The following is a 21865-nucleotide window of genomic DNA, read 5'->3' as shown; positions in this document are numbered from 1 at the left end:
CCTTCCTCGCTGGTTACTCAGGAATCGGCACGGCTGGTCAGCACCTTGTCGACCAGACCGTACTCGACTGCCGCGCTCGCGGACATGAAGTTGTCGCGATCGGTATCCTTCTCGATCTGCTCGATCGTCTGCCCGGTGTGCTTGGCCAGCATGCCGTTCAGGCGTTCGCGCAGGTAGAGGATCTCGCGCGCATGGATCTCGATGTCCGACGCCTGCCCCTGGAAACCGCCCAGCGGCTGGTGGATCATCACCCGCGAATTGGGCAGGCAGTAGCGCTTGCCCTTTTCGCCGGCCGCCAGCAGGAAGGCGCCCATGCTGGCCGCCTGGCCGATGCACAGGGTGCTGACCTGCGACTTGATGAACTGCATGGTGTCGTAGATCGCCATGCCGGCGGTCACCGAACCGCCGGGCGAATTGATGTAGAAATGGATGTCCTTGTCCGGGTTCTCGGACTCGAGGAACAGCAGCTGGGCGACGATCAGGTTGGCCGTGGCGTCGTTGACCGGGCCGACCAGGAACACCACCCGCTCCTTCAGCAGGCGCGAATAGATGTCGTAGGCGCGCTCGCCGCGCCCACTCTGCTCGACCACCATCGGCACCAGGCCGAGGCCGACCGGGTTCCAGTCGCTAGCGTGTTGTGGCGTTCCGTTGTTCATCGTTCGATCCGCTCCGCGGCTCAGGCCGCATTGCCCATCAGTTCGTCAAAAGACACCGCCTTGTCGGTGGTCTTGGCCTCGCTCACCGCCCAGGCGACGACGTTGTCCTCGATCACCACGGCCTCGGCCTGCGCCAGGCGCTCCGGCTGAGCATAGTACCAGCGCACCAGCTCGGCCGGGTCCTCGTAGCTCTGCGCCATTTCCTCGACCAGGGCGCGGATCTGCTCGGGCTTGGCGTGCAGTTCCTTGGCCTTGACCAGTTCGGCCATGATCAGGCCCAGCTTGACGCGGCGCTCGGCCTGCTCGCCGAACCAGCTGGCGTTCACCGGCACATCCTTGGCCTTCAGGCCGCGGGCTTCCAGGTCGCGCTTGGCGTTCTCGGCCAGTTGCTGGGCTTCGGCCTCGACCAGCGCCTTCGGCACTTCGATCGGGTTGACCGCCAGCAGGGCTTCCATGACCTGCTCCTTCACCTTGGCCTGGACGCGGCGCTTCACTTCGCGTTCCAGGTTGGTCTTCACTTCCTCGCGCAGCTTGGCGACGTCGCCGTCGGCCACGCCCATCGCGCGGGCGAAGTCCGCATCCACTTCGGGCAGCTGGGCCGCCTCGACCTGCTTCAGCACCACCTCGAACTGCACCGTCTGGCCGGCCAGATGGGCCGCGTGGTAGTCCGCCGGGAAGGTCAGATCGAAGGTCTTGCCCTCGCCCACCTGCAGACCGCGCACGGCCTCCTCGAAATCCTTCAACATCGAACCGGCGCCCAGCACGAACGGGAAATCGCTGGCCTGACCACCCTCGAACACTTCGCCATCCTTGCGGCCGGTGAAGTCGATCACCACCCGGTCGCCGTCCTCGGCGGCCTTCTCGGCGGCCGCGTAGGTGGTGCGCTGCTTGCGCAGCACGTCCAGGGTCTTGTCGACTTCGGCATCGCCCACTTCCAGTACCGGACGCTCGACGGCCTGGCCGGACAGTTCGCCCAGGGCGATTTCCGGATACACCTCGAACACCGCGGTGAATTCCAGCGCTTCGGCGTTCTCGGCGATTTCGGCCTGCTTCGGCTCGATGCGCGGATAACCAGCCACACGCAATTTCTGTTCCTGAACCTGCTCGACGAAGGCCTTCTCGACCGCGGCGCCGATGGCCTCGGAGCGCGCCTGCGCGCCGTGGGTCTGTTCGACGATCTTCATGGGCACCTTGCCGGGGCGGAAACCCGGCATCTTCACGGTGCGCGCCAGGCGCTTGAGGCGGGCTTCCACTTCCTTGTCGACGGCCGCCATGGGCACGGACATGTCGATGCGGCGTTCGAGCGAGCTTTGCGATTCCTGGGTGGTCTGCATTAAAACGGTTCCTGACAAGTCAATGGATTGCGCTTTCGCCGGCCCCTCGTGCGGGTTGTGGCCCCGCCGGACGGCGGGTACTTTCCGGGCGTGCGCGCGTTGCGAGCAAATTTTGATTCTAGCACAGCCCCCCGGCCTTCCTTCCAGCCTCCCCGCGGGCGGAGAATGCGTCACGGCACGACGCGAAAAGCCTTTCGGCAACACGGAACTTGGGCCATGCCGCCCTATCTCACCAGTGACGCGGACCGCCACGGACGCAGCCCTGCCGGGGCCGCCCGCGGCGCCCTGAACGGAGGATCAGCGCCATGAGCATCTTCAACGCGTACCAGTCCCGTTTCGAATCGGCCCGTGAAGAGGAGATGTCGATCCAGGAATACCTGGAGCTGTGCAGGAACGACCGCTCCGCCTACGCGACCGCCGCCGAACGCATGCTGATGGCGATCGGCGAGCCGGAACTGGTCGACACCCGGCTCGATCCGCGCCTGTCGCGCATCTTCTCCAACAAGGTGCTGCGCCTGTATCCGGCCTTCCGCGACTTCTACGGCATGGAGGAAGTCATCGAGCACATCGTGTCGTACTTCCGACACGGCGCGCAGGGGCTGGAGGAAAAGAAACAGATCCTCTACCTGCTCGGCCCGGTGGGCGGCGGCAAGTCCTCGCTGGCGGAAAAGCTCAAGAGCCTGATCGAGAAGGTGCCCTTCTACGCCATCAAGGGTTCGCCGGTGCACGAATCGCCGCTCGGCCTGTTCGACCCGCAGGAAGACGGCACGCTGCTGGAGGACGACTTCGGCATTCCGCGCCGCTACCTCAACACCATCATGAGCCCGTGGGCGGTGAAGCGCCTGCACGAATTCGGCGGCGACATCACCAAGTTCCGCGTGGTCAAGCTGCGCCCCTCGGTGCTGCGCCAGATCGCCGTGGCGAAGACCGAACCGGGCGACGAGAACAACCAGGACATCTCCTCGCTGGTGGGCAAGATCGACATCCGCAAGCTGGAGCAGTATTCCCAGGACGACCCGGACGCCTACAGCTACTCCGGCGGCCTGTGCCTGGCCAACCGCGGCCTGCTGGAATTCGTCGAGATGTTCAAGGCGCCCATCAAGGTGCTGCACCCGCTGCTCACCGCCACCCAGGAAGGCAACTACAAGGGCACCGAGGGCTTCGGCGCGATTCCGTTCGACGGCATCGTCATGGCGCATTCCAACGAATCCGAATGGGTGGCGTTCAAGAACAACAAGAACAACGAGGCCTTCCTCGACCGCATCTTCACCGTGAAGGTGCCGTACTGCCTGCGCGTGTCCGACGAAATCCGCATCTACGAGAAGCTGCTCGCCAACAGCTCGCTGTCGCAGGCGCCGTGCGCCCCCGACACGCTGCGCATGATGGCGCAGTTCGCCGCGCTGTCGCGCCTGAAGGAGCCGGAGAATTCCTCCATCTACTCGAAGATGCGCATCTACGACGGCGAGAACCTCAAGGACACCGACCCCAAGGCGAAGAGCTTCCAGGAGTACCGCGACTACGCCGGCGTCGACGAGGGCATGACCGGGCTGTCCACGCGCTTCGCCTTCAAGGTGCTTTCCCGCGTGTTCAACTTCGACCACCGCGAGGTGGCGGCCAACCCGGTACACCTGATGTACGTGCTGGAACAGCAGATCGAGCAGGAGCAGTACCCGCCGGAGACCGAGGCGCGCTACCTGGGCTTCATCAAGGAATTCCTCGCTCCGCGCTACGCCGAATTCATCGGCAAGGAGATCCAGACCGCCTACCTGGAGAGCTACTCGGAATACGGCCAGAACATCTTCGACCGCTACTGCACCTACGCCGACTTCTGGATCCAGGACCAGGAATTCCGCGACCCGAACACCGGCGAAATCCTCGACCGCAACGCGCTCAACGACGAACTGGAGAAGATCGAGAAGCCGGCCGGCATCAGCAACCCGAAGGACTTCCGCAACGAGGTGGTGAACTTCGTGCTGCGCGCGCGCGCCAAGAACGGCGGCAAGAACCCCAGCTGGACCAGCTACGAAAAGCTGCGCGGGGTGATCGAGAAGAAGATGTTCTCCAACACCGAGGACCTGCTGCCGGTGATCAGCTTCAACGCCAAGGCCAGCGCCGACGAGCAGAAGAAGCACCAGGACTTCGTCAACCGCATGATCGACAAGGGCTACACCGAGAAGCAGGTGCGCCTGCTGTGCGAGTGGTATCTGCGCGTTCGCAAGAGCGCCTGAGCGCGCCGCCGGCCCGCACGGGCCGGCGGGCCGGACAACTCCGCGGAGTCACGCAGACATGGTGCGCATCATCGACCGGCGGTTCGACAGCAAGAACAAGAGCGCGGTGAACCGCCAGCGCTTCATGCGCCGTTTCCGCCAGCAGATCCGCAGGGCGGTGTCGGACGCCATCCAGGGACGCTCGATCCGCGACCTGGACAACGGCGAGCAGATCTCCATTCCCGCGCGCGACCTGGCCGAACCGCATTTCCAGCACGGCCGGGGCGGCGTGCGCGAGCAGGTGTATGCCGGCAACGATCAGTTCACCTCCGGCGATCACGTGCGCCGTCCGCTCGATGGCGACGGCGGTGGCGGCCAGGGCAAGGCCAGCAACGAAGGCGAACATGAGGACGATTTCGTCTTCCAGCTCTCCCGCGAGGAATTCCTCGACCTGTTCTTCGACGACCTCGCCCTGCCCAACCTGGTGCGCACCCAGCTCGCGCGCATCACTGAATACAAGACCCGCCGCGCCGGCTTCACCGCCGACGGCACGCCGGCCAACATCAACATCGTGCGCTCCATGCGCGGTGCGCTGGGCCGCCGCCTGGCGCTGGGCGCGCCGTGGTCGGCCAGGCTGCGCGAGGCGCAGCACCAACTGGACGAACTGCTCGCCGCCAAAGGCGAGCACGGCGAGGAAATCCAGGCCCTGCGCGAGGAAATCGCCCGCCTGCGCGCACGCATCGAGGGCATCCCGTTCATCGACAGTTTCGACCTGCGCTACAACAACCGCGTCAAGACGCCCCTGCCGACCACCAGCGCGGTGATGTTCTGCGTGATGGACGTCTCCGGTTCGATGGACGAGGAAAAGAAATCCACCGCCAAGCGCTTCTTCATGCTGCTCTACCTCTTCCTCACGCGCAGCTACGAGCACATCGAAGTGGTGTTCATCCGCCACCACACGGTCGCCAGGGAAGTGAACGAGAACGAATTCTTCCACTCGCGCGAATCCGGCGGCACGGTGGTCTCCAGCGCGCTCAAGCTGATGCACGAGATCCTCCGCGAACGCTACGCCGGCGGGCAGTGGAACATCTACGGCGCGCAGGCTTCCGACGGCGACAACTGGGACAACGACTCCCCCCTGTGCCGCCAGTTGCTCGACACCGACATCCTGCCCTGGTGCCAGCACTTCGCCTACATCGAGATCACCCCCGGCGAACCGCAGAACCTGTGGCGCGAGTACGCCCGCCTGGACGGCGAGCACGCCAACTTCGCCATGCAGCGCATCCGCACGCCGGCCGACATCTACCCGGTGTTCCGCGAACTGTTCAAGAAGACCTTGGTATGAAGCGCGCCGCCCGCAAGCCCACACCGTTGCCCGCCGGCTCCGAATGGACGCCGGAGGCCATCGACCAGTACAACACCGAGATCGCCCGCGCGGCCGCCGAGTTCGGCCTGGACATCTACCCGGTGCAGGTCGAGATCATCACCGCCGAGCAGATGATGGACGCCTACGCTTCGGTGGGCATGCCGGTGAATTACCACCACTGGTCCTTCGGCAAGCACTTCCTGACCACCGAGAAGGGCTACCGGCGCGGGCAGATGGGCCTGGCCTACGAGATCGTCATCAACTCCAACCCCTGCATCGCCTACCTGATGGAGGAGAACACCCTGACCATGCAGGGCCTGGTGATCGCTCACGCGGCCTACGGGCACAACAGCTTCTTCAAAGGCAACTACCTGTTCCGCACCTGGACCAATGCCGACGCGATCATCGATTACCTGCTGTTCGCGCGCAATTACATCGCCGAATGCGAGGAACGCTACGGCGAGGAAGAGGTGGAACTGCTGCTCGACTCCTGCCACGCGCTGATGAATCTGGGCGTGGACCGCTACAAGCGCCCGCCCAAGCTCTCGCTGGCCAAGGAAAAACTGCGCCAGCGCGAGCGCGAGGAATACCTGCAGGGCCAGGTCAATGAACTATGGCGCACCCTGCCGGTCCATGAGGCCCATGCGGACCCCGGCGGCAGCCGGCGCTTTCCGCCGGAACCGGAAGAGAATCTGCTGTACTTCGTCGAAAAGCATGCCCCGCTGCTCGAACCCTGGCAGCGCGAAGTGGTGCGCATCGTGCGCAAGATCGCCCAGTACTTCTTCCCCCAGCGCCAGACCCAGGTGATGAACGAGGGCTGGGCCACCTTCTGGCACTACACCCTGCTCAACCGCCTGTACGACGAAGGCCTGCTGGCCGACAGTTTCATGCTGGAATTCCTCCAGTCGCACACCAACGTGGTGTACCAGCCGCCCTACAACAGCCGCTGGTACGGCGGCATCAATCCCTACGCGCTGGGCTTCGCCATGTGGCAGGACATCCGGCGCATCTGCGAGGACCCCACGGACGAAGACCGCGAGTGGTTCCCCGACATCGCCGGCGGCAACTGGCTGGAAGTGTTCGACTTCGCCATGCGCAACTTCAAGGACGAAAGCTTCATCGCCCAATACCTCTCGCCCAAGGTCATGCGCGACCTGCGCCTGTTCGCCGTGCTCGACGACGACCAGGAAGACACCCTGCACATCTCCGCCATCCACGACCAGGACGGCTACCGCCGCGTGCGCGCCATGCTTTCCGAGCAGTACAACCTGGGCAGCCGCGAACCCTACATCCAGGTGTGGAACGTGGACCTGCGCGGCGACCGCTCGCTGACCCTGCGCCATCAGCAATACCAGCGCCGCCCGCTGGGCGACGCCACCGACGAGGTGATGAAACACCTGGCCCGCCTGTGGGGCTTCACCGTGCGCCTGGAAAGCGTGGATGCCGACGGCCAGGTGGAACTGCTGGCCGAGGTACGCAACGAGAAGCGCCGCAGCGCCAGCGACGACTGAATCGCATTGCGGCACACAATGAGAATGGATAGCATTTACGCGACCCATTTCCTACGCCCTCCGCCGGGCAGTCCCCCATGGCCGACGACGCACTCCGCAGCAGTGTCTCCACCCTCTACGACGAGCACCACGTCTGGCTGAAGAACTGGCTGCGCCGGCGCCTGCCCTGCGCCGACCAGGCCGCCGACCTCGCCCACGACACCTTCCTGCGGGTACTCACGCAGCGCGAGCCGGTGATGCCGGACACCCCGCGCGCCTTCCTCACCACCATTGCCCAACGCGTGCTGGCCAGCCATTTCCGCCGCCAGTACCTTGAACAGGCCTGGCTCGAAACGCTCGCCCAGCAACCGGAACTCACCGCCGTATCGGAAGAAACCCGCGCCCTTTGGCTGGAAACCCTGTACGAAATCGACCGCCTGCTGGAAACCCTGCCGCCAGTCGTCCGCAAGGCCTTCCTGCTCTCCCAGCTCGAGGGCCTGAGTCATGCCCAGATCGCCGCAGAACTGGACATCTCCATCGCCACCGTGAAGCGCCATATCGTCAAGGCCGGCACGCTGCTCTACTTCGCGCAATGAATCCAGGCGCCCACGGCATCTCCCCGGAAGTCGCCGAAGCCGCGATGACCTGGTGGGTAGAACTGCAATCCGACCCGGTCACCGACGACATGCGCGCCGCCTGCCGGCGCTGGCGCAGCGCCCGGCCCGAACATGAACAGGCCTGGCAGATCATCGCCAGCGCGCACGGCCGCCTGCACGCCAGCGGCCTGCCCCCCACGCTTGCCCACGCCGCGCTGAGCACCGCGCGCGCTACCGTCTCGCGCCGCAAGGCCATCAAGACGCTCGCCGTGCTCGTGTTCGCCGGCAGCGCCGCCTGGGCGCTGCAACGCCAGGACGCCACCACGCAACTGCTGGCCGACCACCGCACCGGCACCGGCGAACGGCGCGACATCGTCCTCGCCGACGGCACCCGCGTCACCCTCGACACCGACACCGCGCTCGACGTGCGCTTCGACGACCACGAACGCCGCCTGCACCTGCGCGCCGGCCGCATCCACATCGACACCGCGCCGGACGGCGGCCTGCGCCGCCCGTTCTTCGTGGATACCGCCCACGGCAGCGCCCAGGCCCTGGGCACGCGCTTCACCGTGCGGCAGAACGCAGACGCCAGCCACATCGCGGTGTTCGAGGGGTCGGTGGCGCTGACGCCCAGCCGTCAGGAGAGCCCCGCCCTCGTGCTCGGCGCAGGCGAACAGGCCTATCTGCGGGCGCAGGGTGCCAGCCAGCCGGGCCCGGTCGACGAACGCGATGCCGCCTGGCGGCAGGGCATGCTCATCGTCACCGCCATGCGGCTGGACGACTTCGTCGACGAACTGGGGCGCTACCGCCCCGGCTGGCTGCTCTGCGATCCGCAGATCGCCGCACTGCGGGTTTCCGGCTCCTTCCCGCTCGCCGACACCGACCGTGCCCTTGACGCGCTCGCCAACACCCTGCCGGTGACCGTCGTCCGCCGCACCCGCTATTGGGCGGCGCTGCGGCCACGGGCTGCATGAAGCAAGCCGGGCGCGACGAATTTCACCGCGCCTGAGCCGTTTCCGTTTCTCGTGCGACAGACGGTGACAACCACCGTCCACGAGGACCCCTTGACGATGAAACCCGCCCGCGCACCCCGCCACCGCCAACCCGCCGTTCTCCCGCGCCGCACGGCCGGCGCAGTCGCCGTGCAGGCCGCCCTGCTCGCCCTCGGCCTTGCCGCCACGCTGCCGGCCATCGGCCTCGCCACGGCACAGGCCGCCGAACCGGCCGCCGCCGTGCAAGCCTACGACATCCCCGCCGGGCCGCTGGATGCGGCGCTCGCCCGCTTCGGCCAGCGCTCCGGCGTGCTGCTCAGCTACCCACCTGAACTCACCGCCGGGCGCAGCAGCCCCGGCCTCGGCGGCGCCCACGCCATCCCCGACGCACTCGCCCGCCTGCTCGCCGGCAGCGGCCTGGAGGCCGTACCCCAGGCCAACGGCGGATATACGCTGCGCTTGCTGCCCGCCCAGCGCGACGCCACGCTGGCGCCGGTGACGGTCAAGGCCGGCGCGCTGCGCGACGCCACCAGCGAAGGCACCGGTTCCTACGCCGCACGTGGTACCACCCTGTTCAAGGGTACCCAGTCGCTGAAGGAAATTCCCCAGTCGGTCACCGTCATCACCCGGCAGCGGATGGACGATCAGAGGCTGGACACCCTGACCGATCTGCTCGAAAACACCACCGGCATCACCATCGTCAAGCGTCCCGCCGGAGGGCACGACATCTATTCACGCGGCTTCATCGCCCCCAATCTGCAATACGACGGCGTACCGGTGACACGCGGCGTATCCTCGGGGAATTCATCCATCGCCTCCACCACCTGGCTGGACCGGGTCGAAGTCCTGCGCGGCGCGCAAGGTCTCCTGGAAGGTGCGGGAAATCCCGGCGGCGCCGTCAATCTGGTACGAAAACGGGGGCTGGCGGAAACGGCGTTCAATGTCGAAGGGCGGCTCGGCTCCTGGGACAACTATGGCACGCGCCTGGACGCGGGCGGTTCGATCGACGAACAAGGCAGGCTGCGCGCCCGCGCGGTGATCGATTTCGAGGACAAGAAATCCTTCCTCGACGCCATCACCGACCGCAACCTGAACCTCTACGGCGCACTGGATTTCGACCTCACGCCGGACACGACGCTTGGCCTCGGCCTCATCCATTCACGGGTCGACGGCAACGCGGCGCTTCACCACGGCGTTCCGCGCTATGCGAATGGCGAACCACTCGACATTTCCCGCTCGACCAACATCGGCGCTGACTGGAACGACAACAACCACCGCAAGAACCAACTGTTCCTCGACCTGGAGCATCGCCTCAATGCCGACTGGACACTGAAGGTCAGCGGCAACTACATGATCGAAGACTGGGACGCGCTTGTTTCCTATGCGAACGGGCGAGTCCCGGTGGGCGGCACGACCGTGGCCGGCTCGGGCTATGCCTACGCTTACCAGACCACCAGCCAGGGGCTGGATGCCAATCTCTCCGGCAGGTTCAATGGCCTGGGAATCGAGCACGAAATCGTCGTCGGCGGAAATTTCTCCAATGTGGACACCGACAACCGCTATGTTCAATATTTCAATTACATGAGCTATGACGTATTCAACCCGGATCACGACGCCCCCAGACTGGGCAGCACCTCACCGACCAGCCAACTTGCCAGTGACTCCCGCACCCGCCAGAAAGGCTTGTATGGCGTGCTGCGCAGCCACCTCACCGACCGGCTGACCTTGGCGCTTGGCGCCCGGAGCAGTTGGTATGACTACCGTGACAACACCCAGACCACCACCTGGAGCAGTGCCAGCAAGATGCGGGAGCGTGGTGAGACCACCCCGTTCGCCGGCCTCGTCTTCGCGCTCACCCCCCAATGGTCGGCCTATGCCAGCTACGCCGACATCTTCCAGCCCCAGACCGCCACGAACGCCCAGCGCCAGGTACTGCAACCCATCGTGGGCAGCAACTACGAAGCAGGCGTCAAGGGGGAGCTGTTCGATGGCGCGTTGAACGTCTCCCTCGCCCATTTCCGCATCGATCAGAAGAACCGGGCGGTCACCGATACCAGCGCGCCGATGGTCTGCGGCTCTGCGGGTACGAGCGCCTGCTCCCGTGCTGCCGGTGAAGTCCGCAGCGAAGGCTGGGAGCTGGAGGCCCACGGTCAATTGAGCTCGAACTGGCAGATCAGCGGCGGCTACACCTACAACCGCAACAAGTTTCTACAGGACAACAATGCGGCTTTGATCGGCACACGCTTCGACTACAACACCCCGAAGCATATCCTGCGCCTGTGGTCGGATTGGCGTCTGCCGGGGGGGCTGAACCCATGGCGCGTTGGCGCTGGCGTCCAGTACCAGAGCGCCCAGGAAACCAACAGTCCGACGAGCATCCGCAATCCGCTGCAGGGCGGGTATTCCGTCTGGAACGCCAGGGTGGCTTACCAGATCGACAAACGCTGGTCCGCTGCCCTGAACATCGAGAACCTGTTCGACAAACGCTACTACGCCTTCATCGACAATTACTGGTATTACGGCAGCTACGTCGGCGCCCCGCGCAACTTCACGCTGACCGTGCGCGGCAGCTTCTGACGCCGCTACCGGGCGCGCCCCGGCGCTGCACGCATCAACCACGGCGGCACCCGCTTGCGGGTGCCGCCGCATTGTTTTCACGCTCCGCCGTACCGGGCAGGGCTTCATCCCCGGCAGTCAGACGATCACCCGCCGGACCAGCACGGAGTAGCTTTCCAGGGCAGCATCCGTGGTCAACAGATGGGCCGGCAGGGACTGCGCCTGGGCGATCAGCAGGCGGTCGAAAGGGTCACGATGGTGCCAGGGCAGATGCCGGACATGCCGGCAATGCGCCGCCAGGACGGGAAGCTCGGCAAAGCCGGTCTGCAGGGCAAGGGGCTCGATATCTTCGGGTTCGAAGTCGAAGTCGTCGCGCAGGAGCGAACGCTTGATGGCGACTTCCCAGATGCTGGCGGCACTGAACAGAATGACGTTATCCGGATTTTCCAGTTCGCTGCGCACCGCAGCCGGCAAACGCTCGGGGTCGATCAATGCCGCAAGCAGGATATTGGTGTCCAGCAACACGGTGCTGCTTGCCGACGCTTTTTCCATTCAGCCAGCACCTTCGAACATGGCGCGGATTTCATCCGCAGCCAGGGCATCGAAATTTTCAGGCAGGGTGAAACGGCCCTTGCCCAGCCCGAGCCTGCGCGGCACCGGCTGTGATGTTTCCAGTGCGACGAGGCGTGCCACCGGCTTTCCGGCGCGGGCGATGATGATCTCTTCGCCTGCCGCGGCAAGGTCGACAAAGCGCGACAAATGCGTTTTTGCTTCGTGGATGTTGATCGATTGCATGGATCTCTTACCCCGACACGGTTGACTTGACCAAACTTAGTCCACTCCTTTCCCGATGTCCACTCCCGCCCGCCAATCCTTCAGTTGCAGCCCGTGGCAAGTCCTATTGCACTGCACTACGCTCCATACGCCCACGGATCGATCAGCCCAACCCCACTGTTCTCGAAATCCCTGGTATTCCTGGTCACCACGGTAAAGCCATGTTCCAGCGCGATGGCCGCGATCATGGAGTCGTTCATGGCCATGGGGTCGGGAATATGCAGTCTGGCGCAGATCAAGGCGGCCTGTTCCGAGAACGGCAGCACCCGACCGGAAAAATGACCACGTACGGTATCGAACCAATGGCGGATCATCTCGCCCTGGGGCGGGGTCAGCCGTTCAAGGCGCCGGATGCCCGCCTCGATTTCAAAGACACTGATGCTGGTCAGAAACATCTGCTCGGGCCTGACCTGCGCCGCCCACTCCCTGACGGCAGAGGACTGATTGCGTTTACCCGCGCGCAGTTCGGAAAGCACGTTGGTATCGAGGATGAACATCGCTATTGCGCCGCGTCGAAATCGACGGGACGCGCGGCGACCGGAACACGCGGCACCTCGAAATCGACCCCCTCCCCGCCCGGAATGGCATCCATCAACGCCAGCAGGGATTGCCCGCCTTCCGCCTGCTGCGCGTAGTAGTCCTCGATGGTTTGCAGCACGTAGCGCGGTTTCCCCCGGTCCGTGATGAATACCGGCCCGGAAGCGGCCGCCCGCTTGGCAGCCCCGACATCGCGGGTGAACTCACGGCTTGAAAAAGTGTGGATGGTCATTTCTATCCCCTGTGCACCACCAATGTTTGTATGTTAGAACATCGACCGAACGCATGCCAGCGGCCAAAAGAGCCGGGACTCGAGCCAGCCGCCTGTGCGGGCAACGGTGCTATCATTTGCGAATGATTCTCACAACAACTCTTGCCCCTTTCCGTACCTGAGCGTTACGGGTCGAACGGCCGGCTTGCCCGGCACGGAGCCTGCCTTGCAGCACAAAGCGACAGAACAAACCCGGTTGATCGGCGAACTGTATTCCAGCCATCGCGGCTGGTTGCAGGGCTGGCTGCGCAAGAAGATCGGCTGCCTGCACCAGGCCGCCGATCTGGTGCAGGACACCTTCGTCAAACTGCTGTCGTCCGCCAATCTGCCGGCCCTGCGCGAGCCGCGCGCCTATCTGCTGGTGATCGCCAGCCACCTGATGATCGATCAATACCGGCGGCGCAAGCTGGAACAAGAGAGCCTGCAAACCATGGCGGTGCTGGCCGAAGACGCGCTGGCCGCCAGCCCCGAGGAGCAGGCCGCGACCCGCCAGCTGCTGGGCGAGACCCTGCACGTCCTGGCCCGCGAACTGGGCGACAAGCCATACCGGGCCTTTCTGATGGCGCGCGTGGATGGCATGTCCTACGCGGAGATCGCCGCCGCGCTCGGCGTGTCCGAGAGCAGCGTCAAGCAGTACCTGAGCAAAGCCCTGGCGTATTGCCATGCCCGCCTCTACACCCATGACTGACGCGGCGCTGAACGAATCCGCGATCCGCGAACAGGCCGCCGAGTGGATCGTACGCCTCGATGACGCACTGGACGACGCCCAGCGCCAGGCCGTGCAGGCGGCCTGCCGGGCGTGGTGTGCGCAGGACGAGCGGCACGCGCGCATCTTCCGCCAGATGCAGCAGATGTGGCAGGCCGCAGCCCAGCCCGCCAAACCGAAACGCGGCGGGAAAACCACCGCCGCGGCCGGCCTGCTTGCCCTGCTCGTGCTGTGCTGGCTGCTGCCGCTGCAGGCCTGGCTGGCCGACGTGCGCGTGGCGCCGGGTGAACTGCGCCAGGTGACGCTGGAGGATGGCAGCCGCCTGACGCTCGACAGCGGCGCGAGCGTCGATATCCGCTTCGACGGGCAGACGCGCTCGGTGCATCTGCATGCCGGCCGCTTGCTGGCCGACGTGGCCAAGGATCCGCAGGGCCGCAGCTTCCGCGTCGTCGGCCGCGACGGCACGGCAACGGCGCTGGGCACGCGCTACATCGTCGATCAGCAGGCCGCCGACACGGCGGTCAGCGTGCTGGAATCCTCCGTCGCGGTGGCCAGCCGCGCCCGGCCGGACCAGCCGGTCGTCCTGCAGGCCGGACAAACCGTGCGCTATACGCGCGCAGCGCCGGGCAGGCCGGAGACCCTGGCCCCCGCCGCCACGGACGCGGCCTGGGCGAACGGCCAGCTGATCTTCAACGCCACGCCGCTGCCCGAGGTCGTTGCCGAACTGGCGCGCCACCGGCGCGGCATCCTGACCCTGCGCCGGGCCGACGCGCTGGCCGAATTGCGCTTCACCGGCATGCTGCCGCTGCAGGACAGCGATGCCGCGCTGCGCATCCTGGCCCGGTCGCTGCCCGTATCGGTGGAACAGGCCACGCCGTACGTGGTCTGGCTGGCGCCGGAGGAAACCCGGACGCAAAAATAATTTCACGGTGGACTGCCCGATTTTTTCCGGCGCCAGTCATGGAGGTTGAGAAGCCGCTTTCATCAACCATCAGGAGTTCATCGTGCATCGTCTTCATCACGGCCGGCTGCCCGCGCGGCTGTCGCTGATCGCCCTGTGCCTGGGACTGGCTGCGCCGGCCTGGGCACAGACCGGCAGCCCCCTGGCGTCCCCGCTTCCCCTGTCCATCTCCGCCCAGCCGCTGGACAAGGCGCTGACCGAACTGGCCGCCAAGACCGGCCTGCTGATCGGCGTGGACAGCAGCCTGCTGGCCGGCAAGCAGGCACCGGCCCTCAACGGCACGTATACGCCGGCCACCGCCCTGGACAAGCTGCTGGAAGGCTCGGGCCTGGAGGCGGTGAGCCAGGACGGCAACGAATACACCTTGCGCAAGCTGCCGCTGCGGCAGGGCGAAGCGACCCTGGTACCGGTGACGGTCAGCGCCGGCGTACTGCGCGAGGTCACCACCGAAGGCAGCGGCAGCTATGCCGCGCGCGGCTCGACGCTGTTCAAGGGCGCCCAGTCGCTGAAGGAGATCCCCCAGTCCGTCACCGTGATCACCCGGCAGCGGATGGACGACCAGGGGCTGGACACGCTCACCGAGGTGCTCGAACAGACGCCCGGCATCACGCTGAGAAAGCGGCCCAACGGCGGCAACGACATCTATTCGCGCGGTTTTCTGACCGAGACGATCCAATATGACGGCATTCCCCTGTCGCGCTACCACAACTGGGGCAATGCACTGGCGGCAAGCGCCGTTCACCTGGACCGCGTCGAAGTGCTGCGCGGCGCACAGGGTCTGCTGGAAGGCGCAGGCAGCCCGGCCGGCGCGGTCAACCTGGTGCGCAAGCGCGGCCTGGCCGAGTCCGCCCTGACCGTCGAGGGCCGGGTCGGCTCGTGGGACCACTACGGCACTCGCCTGGACGTCGGCGGTCCGTTGAACCGGGAAGGCACGCTGCGCGGCCGCGCGGTGCTCGATTACGAAGACAAGCAGTCCTTCCTCGACACGGTGTGGGACCGCAACCTCAATGTCTACGCCGCGCTGGATTTAGACGCCACACCGGACACCACCATCGGCGTGGGCGTGGCGCATGCCCGGCTGAAAGGCAACAGCGCACTCAATCCCGGTGTGCCCCGCTACGCCGATGGGCGAGACCTGGGCCTGCCGCGCTCGGCCTATGTCGCCGCAGGCTGGAATGAGGCCGACCGGCGCGAAACCCAGGTCTTCCTCGATCTGGAGCATCGTTTCAGCGAGCACTGGAAGCTGAAGGCCACCGCGGCCTACGTCCGCGAAAACTACGATGCGGTCGAGTCGCACGCGAATGGACGCGTCGCCGTGGGCGGCAGCACGGTCAGCGGCGTCGGCTATGCCTACGACGACTCGGCGACCAGCCAGGGGCTGGACATCCATCTCAGCGGCAAACTCCGGGCCTTGGGGCTGGCGCACGAGGTGGTCATCGGCGGCAACTACGCGAAACAGAAACGCGATGATGGCTATGTCCAGTACTGGAATTACACGACCTACGACGTTTTCAACCCGGATCACGACACGTCGCACCTTTCCGCCTACACGCCTTCGGACATTTGGGAGCAGCAGGCGGACACCACGCAAAAGGGGTTGTACGCGCTGCTGCGCAGCCACCTGACCGAGCGCGCGACCCTGGTGCTGGGCGGACGGGCGAGCTGGTACGAATTCAACGACATGGGAATCAGCCGCGTGGATGGCTACACGTTCTCCTCGGCAAAGAAGGAGAGCGGTGAATTCACGCCCTACGGCGGACTGGTCTATGCCCTGACACCGCAATGGTCGGCCTACGCCAGCTACGCGGAGATCTTCAACCCCCAGAGCGCCACGGACGCCCAGCGGCGCATGCTGGAGCCGATGACCGGCACCCACTACGAACTTGGCGTCAAGGGCGAACTCTTCGGCGGCGCCTTGAACACCTCGCTGGCGGTCTACCGCGCCGAACAGAAAAACCGCGCCGTCACCGACTACGATTCACCGATGGCGTGCGGCGGCTGGTACTGCTCGCGCGCCGCCGGCAAGGTACGCAGCGAAGGCGTCGAGATCGAAGCGCATGGCGAACTCGCGCAAGGCTGGCAGATCAGCGGCGGCTACACCTATGGCCGCAACGAATACCTCGACGACGTCGACCCGGCACAGGTCGGCAAACCGTTCGACTATCTCGCCCCCAGGCACATGCTGCGCCTGTGGTCCAACTACCGGCTGCCCGGCGAACTGCATCCGTGGCAGCTCGGCCTGGGCACCACCTACCGCAGCAAGCAGAAGACCAGCAGCAGCACCATGCTGAACCCGGTGCAGGGCGGCTACGCGATCTGGAACGCCCGCGTGGCCTACCAGATCGACAAGACCTGGTCGGCCGCGCTGAACATCGAGAACCTGTTCGACAAGAAGTACTACTCGTCCATCGCCGACAACTACTTCTACAGCCACGTCGGCAACCCGCGCAATTTCCTGCTGACCGTGCGCGGCAGCTTCTGAGCAGCGCAAAGCAGGACGGCACCCGCCTGGGGGTGCCGTCCTGTTTCCTGCTCTTCAGCGGTCGCCGGCGATCAATCCTGCCGGACAGCCTCGATCTGGATGACGATCTTCACTTCCCTGGCCGCGCCCCAGTCCAGGCCGAAGTCGAGGCCCCAGCGGCTGCGGTCGATCTTGGCCTCGAAGTCCCCACCGCACACTTCCTTCCCCTGTTGCTGAGGGCTCGCGTAGCAGTTGAATTTCTCGGCGTCGAGCGTCACCGGCAGGGTCCTGCCCAGCAGGGTCAGCTCGCCTTCGACCTCATCGACCTCGTCCCCGTCGAACTTGAAACGGGTGCTGACGAAACGCGCGGTGGCGAACTGCCCGGCGTTGAAGATGTCGGGCGCGCGCAGATGCTGGTCGAAGTCCGGCGTGCCGGTGTTCACCGAGGCGATGTGCACGGTGACGTCGGCCTTGCCGGTCCTGGCGGTGCGGTCGAACTGGATGCTGCCTTCCACCTGGTCGAAGCGGCCACGGTTGGTGGAAGTCTTGTTGTGGTCGATCTCGAAGGTGACGAAGGTGTGCGTGGGATCGATCGCGTAGGAGGCGGCCTGCGCGGACGCGGCCCCCAGCAATGCGGCGGCGGACAGGGCCAGGACGGACTTGTTCATGAAGCGCTCCTCAGTAATCAGGGACAGGACCAAGACCTGTTCACAGCGACCCACCCCGCAACAACCGACGGGAAAGCACGGATTTCATATCGCGCCGGGTGTCGCACACGATATGGAGTAGAGGTTTTCACTGCTGATTTCATAGATGATACGGTTCATCCCGACGACCACCTGCCGGTAGCGGGCAAGATTCAGATCGAGTAATTCGTCAGGCTGTGAGCCACTCTGCGGAAAAGCCTGAATCGTGCCCACGGCTTCCCGGATTTTTCGGTAGCTCTTCTGCCAGGTCTGCCGGTCGAAGCGCTTGAGCAGGTAGCGGCGAAGATCCTGCAAGTCCTGTTCCGCACTTTCGGTGAAAACCACCCTCACTGCCGGTCTGCTTCGTCCATGTCGGCGAAAACATCGCTGGCGTCGCGAAAGCGGCCTTGCTCGATCTCACGGCTCCCCATGGCCAGTATCTTGAGCATCGCCAGCGTTTCTTCGCGTTCCTCATAGGAACGCACGTCCATCGCCACGAGCCTGGCTTCGCCATGCTGGGTGATGAGCAGGGGTTCGCGGCTTTCCGAAACGTCTTTCACGATCTCGGCCGCATGGCTCTTGAGGTAGCTGATGGGCTTGACTTGCGTGGAGAGCTTCATAGCCGGTCTCAACAGGATCACTGCAACAAGGGCCGATTATGGACCGAATCCGATCTCACACCCAAGTTCCCGGCGCTCCCAATCGCCGGGCGAGCGCACGAAGTCATGTTCTTCAGCCGGTCGCCTCCAGCAGCAGGCGCGGACGTACCGCCGGCGCCAGGTGGATGCCGCTGCCGGACTGCTTGGCCACCTTCTTCGCGGCCGCCGCGGCCGAGGCCACTTCTTCCGGGGTCTGGAACTGCCCGCTGCTCACGCGCACCACGCCGGCAGCCATCGTGGTCAGCGGGAACACCACGCGGAAGCCGCGCCGGTCTTCGCTCTCGAAGCCGCCACGGGCCAGTTCCCCCGCATCGAACAAGGCCCGTGCGCCCACATTGAAGGCATGCACGGTGCGCTCGCAGCGGCCCTGCCAGTCCTCGCTCTGGAACAGCACGACGAAATCGTCGCCGCCCACGTGGCCGACGAAATCCTGCGAGGGGTCGGCGTGCGCGGCGATCACCCGCGCGGCCAGCTTGATCATCTCGTCGCCGCGCCAGTAGCCGTACAGATCGTTGTACGGCTTGAAGTTGTTCAGGTCGAAGTAGCACGCCGCGAAGCGTGCGCCGGCGCTCAGCAGGCGGCCGATGTGCTCGGTGATCGGGATGTTGCCGGGCAGGAAGGTGAGCGGGTTGGCGTGGCGCGCGGCCTCGATGCGCCGCTCGGTCACCGCGCGCACCAGGCTCTCGCCGGTGGCGAGCCCGGCGTAGCGGCCATCCTCGGTGAGGATGAAGCCCTCGTACAGATAGCGCTGGTCGTCGCCGGTGAGCACGGTGATCAGCGCGTCGATGGGCGTACTCATCTCCACGCGCAGCGGCGCGTCGTTCATGAACAGCGTGGTCGGGCGGCGGCCATAGAGTTCGTGCGAGTACGGGCGGGCGAAACGGTCGACGAAGTTGCGCCGGTTCACCAGCCCGACCGGATAGCCGTTGGCCACCACCGCCACCGCCTGCAATTCGGGATGGTGGGCGAACAGCTGCATCAGTTCGGCGTTGCTCGCGTCGGCAGCGATGGTCGGCGCGCCGACCTTCAGGCGCCCCACGGTTTCCGCCAGGCCGGTGCGCGGCACGGCATTGGGCAGCACCGCCACCTTGGAGGAATCGAGCACCGTGCGCGCGGCATCGGCCACCACCGGCGCCGGACGTTCGGCCGGGCGGCCGAGCAGATAGCCCTGGCCGAAATGGCAGCCCAGATCGCGCAGCACGCTGAGTTCCTCGGCCTCCTCCACGCCCTCGGCGACGATGGAGGTGCCGAAGGCCGTCGATAGATTGAGGATGGCGCGCAGCACCTCGACCTTGCGGCGGTCGTGGTGGATGCCACGCACGAAGAATTTGTCCACCTTCACCATGCGCGGCTTCAGCTGCGCCCACAGGCGCAGGCTGGAACGCCCGTCGCCGAAATCGTCGAGCGCCAGCCCCACCCCCTGCCCGGCCAGCGTGGAAAAGGCCGCCTGCAGCGCTTCGGCGTCTTCCACGCGTTCGTGCTCGGTCAGTTCCAGCATCAGCCGCCCGGGCGCCAGCCCGGCATCCGCTGCGTGGCGCAGCAGCTCGCCGCCGTCCGCGCCGCCGAAGGAGGCAATGGCCGGCGCGCCGAGATTGAGGAACAGCTTCCCCGGCAGGCGCAGCGCGGCGAAGGCGTGCATCGCCCCGGTGCATGCGGCCACTTCCAGTTCCTGCGTCAGCCCGTGCAGACGGGCGACGCGCAGCAGGTCTTCCGGCGCATGCAGGGGCGTGCCGAGCGGCCCGCGCATCAGTGCCTCGTAGCCAAGAACGTCAGCCTGCGCCAGATCCACGATCGGCTGGAACACGAAGTTCAGCTCGTGTCGTTCCAGCACCTGGCGCAGTTGCACCGCAAGTCGCGCATCGCCCATCATCATGGAAATCCTCGGATCGGAAGAAGCGCGGCGATTGTGCCCGGCGTGCGTGAAGCTACGATGAACGCGCGCTGCACCGCAGCACGCCTTACAATCCAGGCTCTTCCCAGAAGGCCGCGCACATCATGTTCCTGCCCGCCCAGCCCATCTATCCGGTTGCCGGAATCCGCGAGATCGAAGCCCGCGTCATGCCGGGCGCCAAACCGTCGCTGATGGAGCGCGCCGGACGCGCCGCCGCCGAGGACGCCGTGCGTCTGCTGATCGACCGCCCCGGCCCCATCCTGGTGGCCTGTGGCCCGGGCAACAACGGCGGCGACGGCTTCGTGCTGGCGCGCCATTTCCGCCAGGCCGGACGCGAGGTGGTCGCCGCCTACGCGGACGACCCCGCGCGCATGCCGCCGGACGCGGCCAAGGCGCTGGCGGATTTCCGCGCCAGCGGCGGCGAGCCGGTCTCCAGCCTGCCCGCGGCGCCGGCCGGCGGCTGGGCGCTGGTGGTGGATGCACTGTTCGGCATCGGCCTGACCCGCCCGCTGGAAGGCCGCCACGCCGAATGGATCGGCGCGCTGAACCAGCAGAATGCCCCGCGCTTCGCCCTCGACATGCCCAGCGGGCTGGATACCGATACGGGCCGCGTGCTGGGCATCGCCTTCCGCGCCACCCACACCACCACCTTCATCGCCCTCAAGCCGGGCCTGCTGACCCTGGACGGCCCCGACCACGCCGGCGAAGTCTCGGTGCAGCGCCTCGACGTGGATGCCGCCGGCTGGCTGCCACCGCTCGGCCACGCGGTGCGCCCCAGCCTGTTCCGTCCGCAGCTGACGCCGCGCGCGCGCAACTCGCACAAGGGCAGCTATGGCGACACCGCCATCCTCGGCGGCGCGCCCGGCATGTGCGGCGCGGCCCTGCTGGCCGCGCGCGCCGCGCTGTGGCTGGGTACCGGCCGGGTGTATGCCGGCCTGCTCGATCCGCGCGCGCCGACGGTGGATGTGAGCAACCCCGAACTCATGCTGCGCCCGGCCGACGAATTGCCGGAGCAGGTCAGCGCGCTCGCCATCGGGCCCGGCCTGGGGCGCAGCGACGCCGCCGCCGCGCTGCTCGCGCGCAGCGTCTGCCTGGACCGCCCGCTGGTGCTCGATGCCGACGCGCTCAACCTGCTGGCCGCCGACCCCGCGCTGCAGCGCGTGCTGGCCGCCCGCGCCGCGCCCACCCTGCTCACCCCGCATCCGGCCGAGGCCGGCCGCCTGCTGGCCAGCGACACCGCCGCCGTGCAGGCCGACCGCGTGGCCGCCGCGCTGGAACTGTCCGCGCGCCTGCGCGCCGAGGTGGTGCTGAAGGGCTGCGGCAGCGTGATCGCCTGCTCCGACGGGCGCTGGTACATCAACGGCACCGGCCACCCCGGCATGGCCAGCGCGGGCATGGGCGACGTGCTCACCGGCCTGCTGGTCGCCCTGCTCGCCCAGGGCTGGCCGGCCGAGCGCGCGCTGATCGGCGCGGTGCACCTGCACGGCGCGGCCGCCGACCGCCTTTCCCGCGAAGGCATCGGCCCGGTGGGCCTGACCGCCAGCGAGGTCATCGGCACCGCGCGCGGGCTGCTCAACGGCTGGCTGCTGGAAGCACAGCGCAACGGCGGCTGACGCCCGCCGACGCGCATTCGTACCGCGATGCGCCGCGCACTCCCGGATT

Annotated in this window: 20 protein-coding genes; 10 read left to right on the top strand and 10 right to left on the bottom strand. The window is 66.3% G+C overall.

The window, feature by feature from the left end; all coding sequences use genetic code 11:
- Positions 1-17: 17 nt before the first annotated feature.
- Both clpP and tig read right to left on the bottom strand, forming a co-directional pair.
- Positions 18-656 carry an ATP-dependent Clp endopeptidase proteolytic subunit ClpP gene (clpP, locus tag E6C76_RS01275; protein WP_136346460.1) on the bottom strand — a complete coding sequence of 213 codons (639 nt, stop codon included), beginning with the start codon at positions 654-656 and terminating at the stop codon, positions 18-20.
- A gap of 20 nt (positions 657-676) precedes the next feature.
- The gene (gene tig / locus E6C76_RS01270) at positions 677-1990 is read right to left on the bottom strand and encodes a trigger factor (RefSeq protein ID WP_136346459.1); all 1314 of its coding nucleotides are present in this window, start codon (positions 1988-1990) and stop codon (positions 677-679) included.
- Between the two features lie 305 nt (positions 1991-2295).
- On the opposite strand from tig, the gene E6C76_RS01265 reads away from it, so the two are divergent.
- From E6C76_RS01265 to E6C76_RS01240, 6 genes are all read left to right on the top strand, one after another.
- Positions 2296-4218 carry a PrkA family serine protein kinase gene (locus E6C76_RS01265; protein ID WP_136346458.1) on the top strand — a complete coding sequence of 641 codons (1923 nt, stop codon included), beginning with the start codon at positions 2296-2298 and terminating at the stop codon, positions 4216-4218.
- 58 nt (positions 4219-4276) lie between these two features.
- The gene (locus tag E6C76_RS01260; protein WP_136346457.1) at positions 4277-5542 is read left to right on the top strand and encodes a YeaH/YhbH family protein; all 1266 of its coding nucleotides are present in this window, start codon (positions 4277-4279) and stop codon (positions 5540-5542) included.
- Complete coding sequence (locus E6C76_RS01255; RefSeq protein ID WP_136346456.1) at positions 5539-7074, top strand: SpoVR family protein; 1536 nt, start codon at positions 5539-5541, stop codon at positions 7072-7074. The genes E6C76_RS01260 and E6C76_RS01255 overlap by 4 nt, the downstream gene beginning before the upstream one ends.
- 77 nt (positions 7075-7151) lie before the next feature.
- The gene (locus E6C76_RS01250; RefSeq protein ID WP_136346455.1) at positions 7152-7649 is read left to right on the top strand and encodes a sigma-70 family RNA polymerase sigma factor; all 498 of its coding nucleotides are present in this window, start codon (positions 7152-7154) and stop codon (positions 7647-7649) included.
- Positions 7646-8623 carry a FecR domain-containing protein gene (locus E6C76_RS01245; protein ID WP_136346454.1) on the top strand — a complete coding sequence of 326 codons (978 nt, stop codon included), beginning with the start codon at positions 7646-7648 and terminating at the stop codon, positions 8621-8623. Before E6C76_RS01250 ends, E6C76_RS01245 begins: the two co-directional genes overlap by 4 nt.
- 96 nt (positions 8624-8719) lie before the next feature.
- On the top strand, positions 8720-11218 hold the full coding sequence (locus tag E6C76_RS01240) for a TonB-dependent siderophore receptor (protein ID WP_136346453.1): 2499 nt from the start codon (positions 8720-8722) through the stop codon (positions 11216-11218).
- Positions 11219-11335: 117 nt separating this feature from the next.
- Here the strand turns inward: E6C76_RS01240 and E6C76_RS01235 are convergent, their stop codons facing one another.
- The 4 genes from E6C76_RS01235 to E6C76_RS01220 all read right to left on the bottom strand — a co-directional run bounded on the left by E6C76_RS01235 (position 11336) and on the right by E6C76_RS01220 (position 12800).
- On the bottom strand, positions 11336-11749 hold the full coding sequence (locus E6C76_RS01235) for a type II toxin-antitoxin system VapC family toxin (RefSeq protein ID WP_136346452.1): 414 nt from the start codon (positions 11747-11749) through the stop codon (positions 11336-11338).
- A complete protein-coding gene (locus E6C76_RS01230; protein ID WP_136346451.1) occupies positions 11750-11992 on the bottom strand; it encodes a type II toxin-antitoxin system Phd/YefM family antitoxin in 243 nt (80 codons plus the stop codon). It abuts the gene before it with no gap.
- 116 nt (positions 11993-12108) lie between these two features.
- On the bottom strand, positions 12109-12528 hold the full coding sequence (locus tag E6C76_RS01225; protein WP_136346450.1) for a type II toxin-antitoxin system VapC family toxin: 420 nt from the start codon (positions 12526-12528) through the stop codon (positions 12109-12111).
- A gap of 2 nt (positions 12529-12530) precedes the next feature.
- Positions 12531-12800 carry a type II toxin-antitoxin system Phd/YefM family antitoxin gene (locus tag E6C76_RS01220; RefSeq protein ID WP_136346449.1) on the bottom strand — a complete coding sequence of 90 codons (270 nt, stop codon included), beginning with the start codon at positions 12798-12800 and terminating at the stop codon, positions 12531-12533.
- Positions 12801-13005: 205 nt separating this feature from the next.
- Here E6C76_RS01220 and E6C76_RS01215 point away from each other — a divergent pair, with 205 nt between their 5' ends.
- The 3 genes from E6C76_RS01215 (at position 13006) to E6C76_RS01205 (ending at position 16988) form a co-directional block, all read left to right on the top strand.
- Positions 13006-13527, top strand: a complete 522-nt coding sequence (locus E6C76_RS01215; RefSeq protein WP_230976120.1) for a sigma-70 family RNA polymerase sigma factor — start codon at positions 13006-13008, stop codon at positions 13525-13527.
- Positions 13520-14467, top strand: a complete 948-nt coding sequence (locus E6C76_RS01210) for a FecR family protein (RefSeq protein ID WP_136346448.1) — start codon at positions 13520-13522, stop codon at positions 14465-14467. The genes E6C76_RS01215 and E6C76_RS01210 overlap by 8 nt, the downstream gene beginning before the upstream one ends.
- Positions 14468-14549: 82 nt before the next feature.
- Entirely contained in the window at positions 14550-16988 is a 2439-nt protein-coding gene (locus E6C76_RS01205) for a TonB-dependent siderophore receptor (RefSeq protein ID WP_136346447.1), read from the top strand.
- A 71-nt stretch (positions 16989-17059) separates the two neighbouring features.
- On the opposite strand, the gene E6C76_RS01200 is transcribed toward E6C76_RS01205, so the two are convergent.
- From E6C76_RS01200 to E6C76_RS01185, 4 genes are all read right to left on the bottom strand, one after another.
- Positions 17060-17635, bottom strand: a complete 576-nt coding sequence (locus E6C76_RS01200; RefSeq protein WP_136346446.1) for a YceI family protein — start codon at positions 17633-17635, stop codon at positions 17060-17062.
- Between the two features lie 84 nt (positions 17636-17719).
- On the bottom strand, positions 17720-17998 hold the full coding sequence (locus E6C76_RS01195; protein ID WP_211090072.1) for a type II toxin-antitoxin system RelE/ParE family toxin: 279 nt from the start codon (positions 17996-17998) through the stop codon (positions 17720-17722).
- Positions 17999-18000: 2 nt separating this feature from the next.
- Positions 18001-18273 (bottom strand): type II toxin-antitoxin system Phd/YefM family antitoxin, encoded by a 273-nt coding sequence (locus tag E6C76_RS01190; RefSeq protein WP_136346445.1) that lies wholly within the window; start codon positions 18271-18273, stop codon positions 18001-18003.
- A gap of 112 nt (positions 18274-18385) precedes the next feature.
- The gene (locus tag E6C76_RS01185; protein WP_230976119.1) at positions 18386-20185 is read right to left on the bottom strand and encodes an EAL domain-containing protein; all 1800 of its coding nucleotides are present in this window, start codon (positions 20183-20185) and stop codon (positions 18386-18388) included.
- A gap of 122 nt (positions 20186-20307) precedes the next feature.
- On the opposite strand from E6C76_RS01185, the gene E6C76_RS01180 reads away from it, so the two are divergent.
- Complete coding sequence (locus E6C76_RS01180) at positions 20308-21816, top strand: NAD(P)H-hydrate dehydratase (protein ID WP_136346444.1); 1509 nt, start codon at positions 20308-20310, stop codon at positions 21814-21816.
- Positions 21817-21865 lie beyond the last annotated feature (49 nt).

The sequence above is a fragment of the Pseudothauera nasutitermitis genome, assembly GCF_004801295.1.
GTDB classification, from domain to species: Bacteria; Pseudomonadota; Gammaproteobacteria; order Burkholderiales; family Rhodocyclaceae; genus Pseudothauera; species Pseudothauera nasutitermitis.
The sequence above is the reverse complement of the archived record's forward strand: the minus strand, read 5'-3'. Positions and strand labels throughout refer to the sequence as shown.

Excerpts from the sequence above, each read along its gene's own strand:
- clpP (WP_136346460.1), bottom strand. The coding sequence starts at position 656 with ATGAACAACGGAACGCCACAACACGCTAGCGACTGGAACCCGGTCGGC.
- tig (WP_136346459.1), bottom strand. The coding sequence starts at position 1,990 with ATGCAGACCACCCAGGAATCGCAAAGCTCGCTCGAACGCCGCATCGAC.
- E6C76_RS01265 (WP_136346458.1), top strand. The coding sequence starts at position 2,296 with ATGAGCATCTTCAACGCGTACCAGTCCCGTTTCGAATCGGCCCGTGAA.
- E6C76_RS01260 (WP_136346457.1), top strand. The coding sequence starts at position 4,277 with ATGGTGCGCATCATCGACCGGCGGTTCGACAGCAAGAACAAGAGCGCG.
- E6C76_RS01255 (WP_136346456.1), top strand. The coding sequence starts at position 5,539 with ATGAAGCGCGCCGCCCGCAAGCCCACACCGTTGCCCGCCGGCTCCGAA.
- E6C76_RS01250 (WP_136346455.1), top strand. The coding sequence starts at position 7,152 with ATGGCCGACGACGCACTCCGCAGCAGTGTCTCCACCCTCTACGACGAG.
- E6C76_RS01245 (WP_136346454.1), top strand. The coding sequence starts at position 7,646 with ATGAATCCAGGCGCCCACGGCATCTCCCCGGAAGTCGCCGAAGCCGCG.
- E6C76_RS01240 (WP_136346453.1), top strand. The coding sequence starts at position 8,720 with ATGAAACCCGCCCGCGCACCCCGCCACCGCCAACCCGCCGTTCTCCCG.
- E6C76_RS01235 (WP_136346452.1), bottom strand. The coding sequence starts at position 11,749 with ATGGAAAAAGCGTCGGCAAGCAGCACCGTGTTGCTGGACACCAATATC.
- E6C76_RS01230 (WP_136346451.1), bottom strand. The coding sequence starts at position 11,992 with ATGCAATCGATCAACATCCACGAAGCAAAAACGCATTTGTCGCGCTTT.
- E6C76_RS01225 (WP_136346450.1), bottom strand. The coding sequence starts at position 12,528 with ATGTTCATCCTCGATACCAACGTGCTTTCCGAACTGCGCGCGGGTAAA.
- E6C76_RS01220 (WP_136346449.1), bottom strand. The coding sequence starts at position 12,800 with ATGACCATCCACACTTTTTCAAGCCGTGAGTTCACCCGCGATGTCGGG.
- E6C76_RS01210 (WP_136346448.1), top strand. The coding sequence starts at position 13,520 with ATGACTGACGCGGCGCTGAACGAATCCGCGATCCGCGAACAGGCCGCC.
- E6C76_RS01200 (WP_136346446.1), bottom strand. The coding sequence starts at position 17,635 with ATGAACAAGTCCGTCCTGGCCCTGTCCGCCGCCGCATTGCTGGGGGCC.
- E6C76_RS01190 (WP_136346445.1), bottom strand. The coding sequence starts at position 18,273 with ATGAAGCTCTCCACGCAAGTCAAGCCCATCAGCTACCTCAAGAGCCAT.
- E6C76_RS01185 (WP_230976119.1), bottom strand. The coding sequence starts at position 20,185 with ATGATGATGGGCGATGCGCGACTTGCGGTGCAACTGCGCCAGGTGCTG.
- E6C76_RS01180 (WP_136346444.1), top strand. The coding sequence starts at position 20,308 with ATGTTCCTGCCCGCCCAGCCCATCTATCCGGTTGCCGGAATCCGCGAG.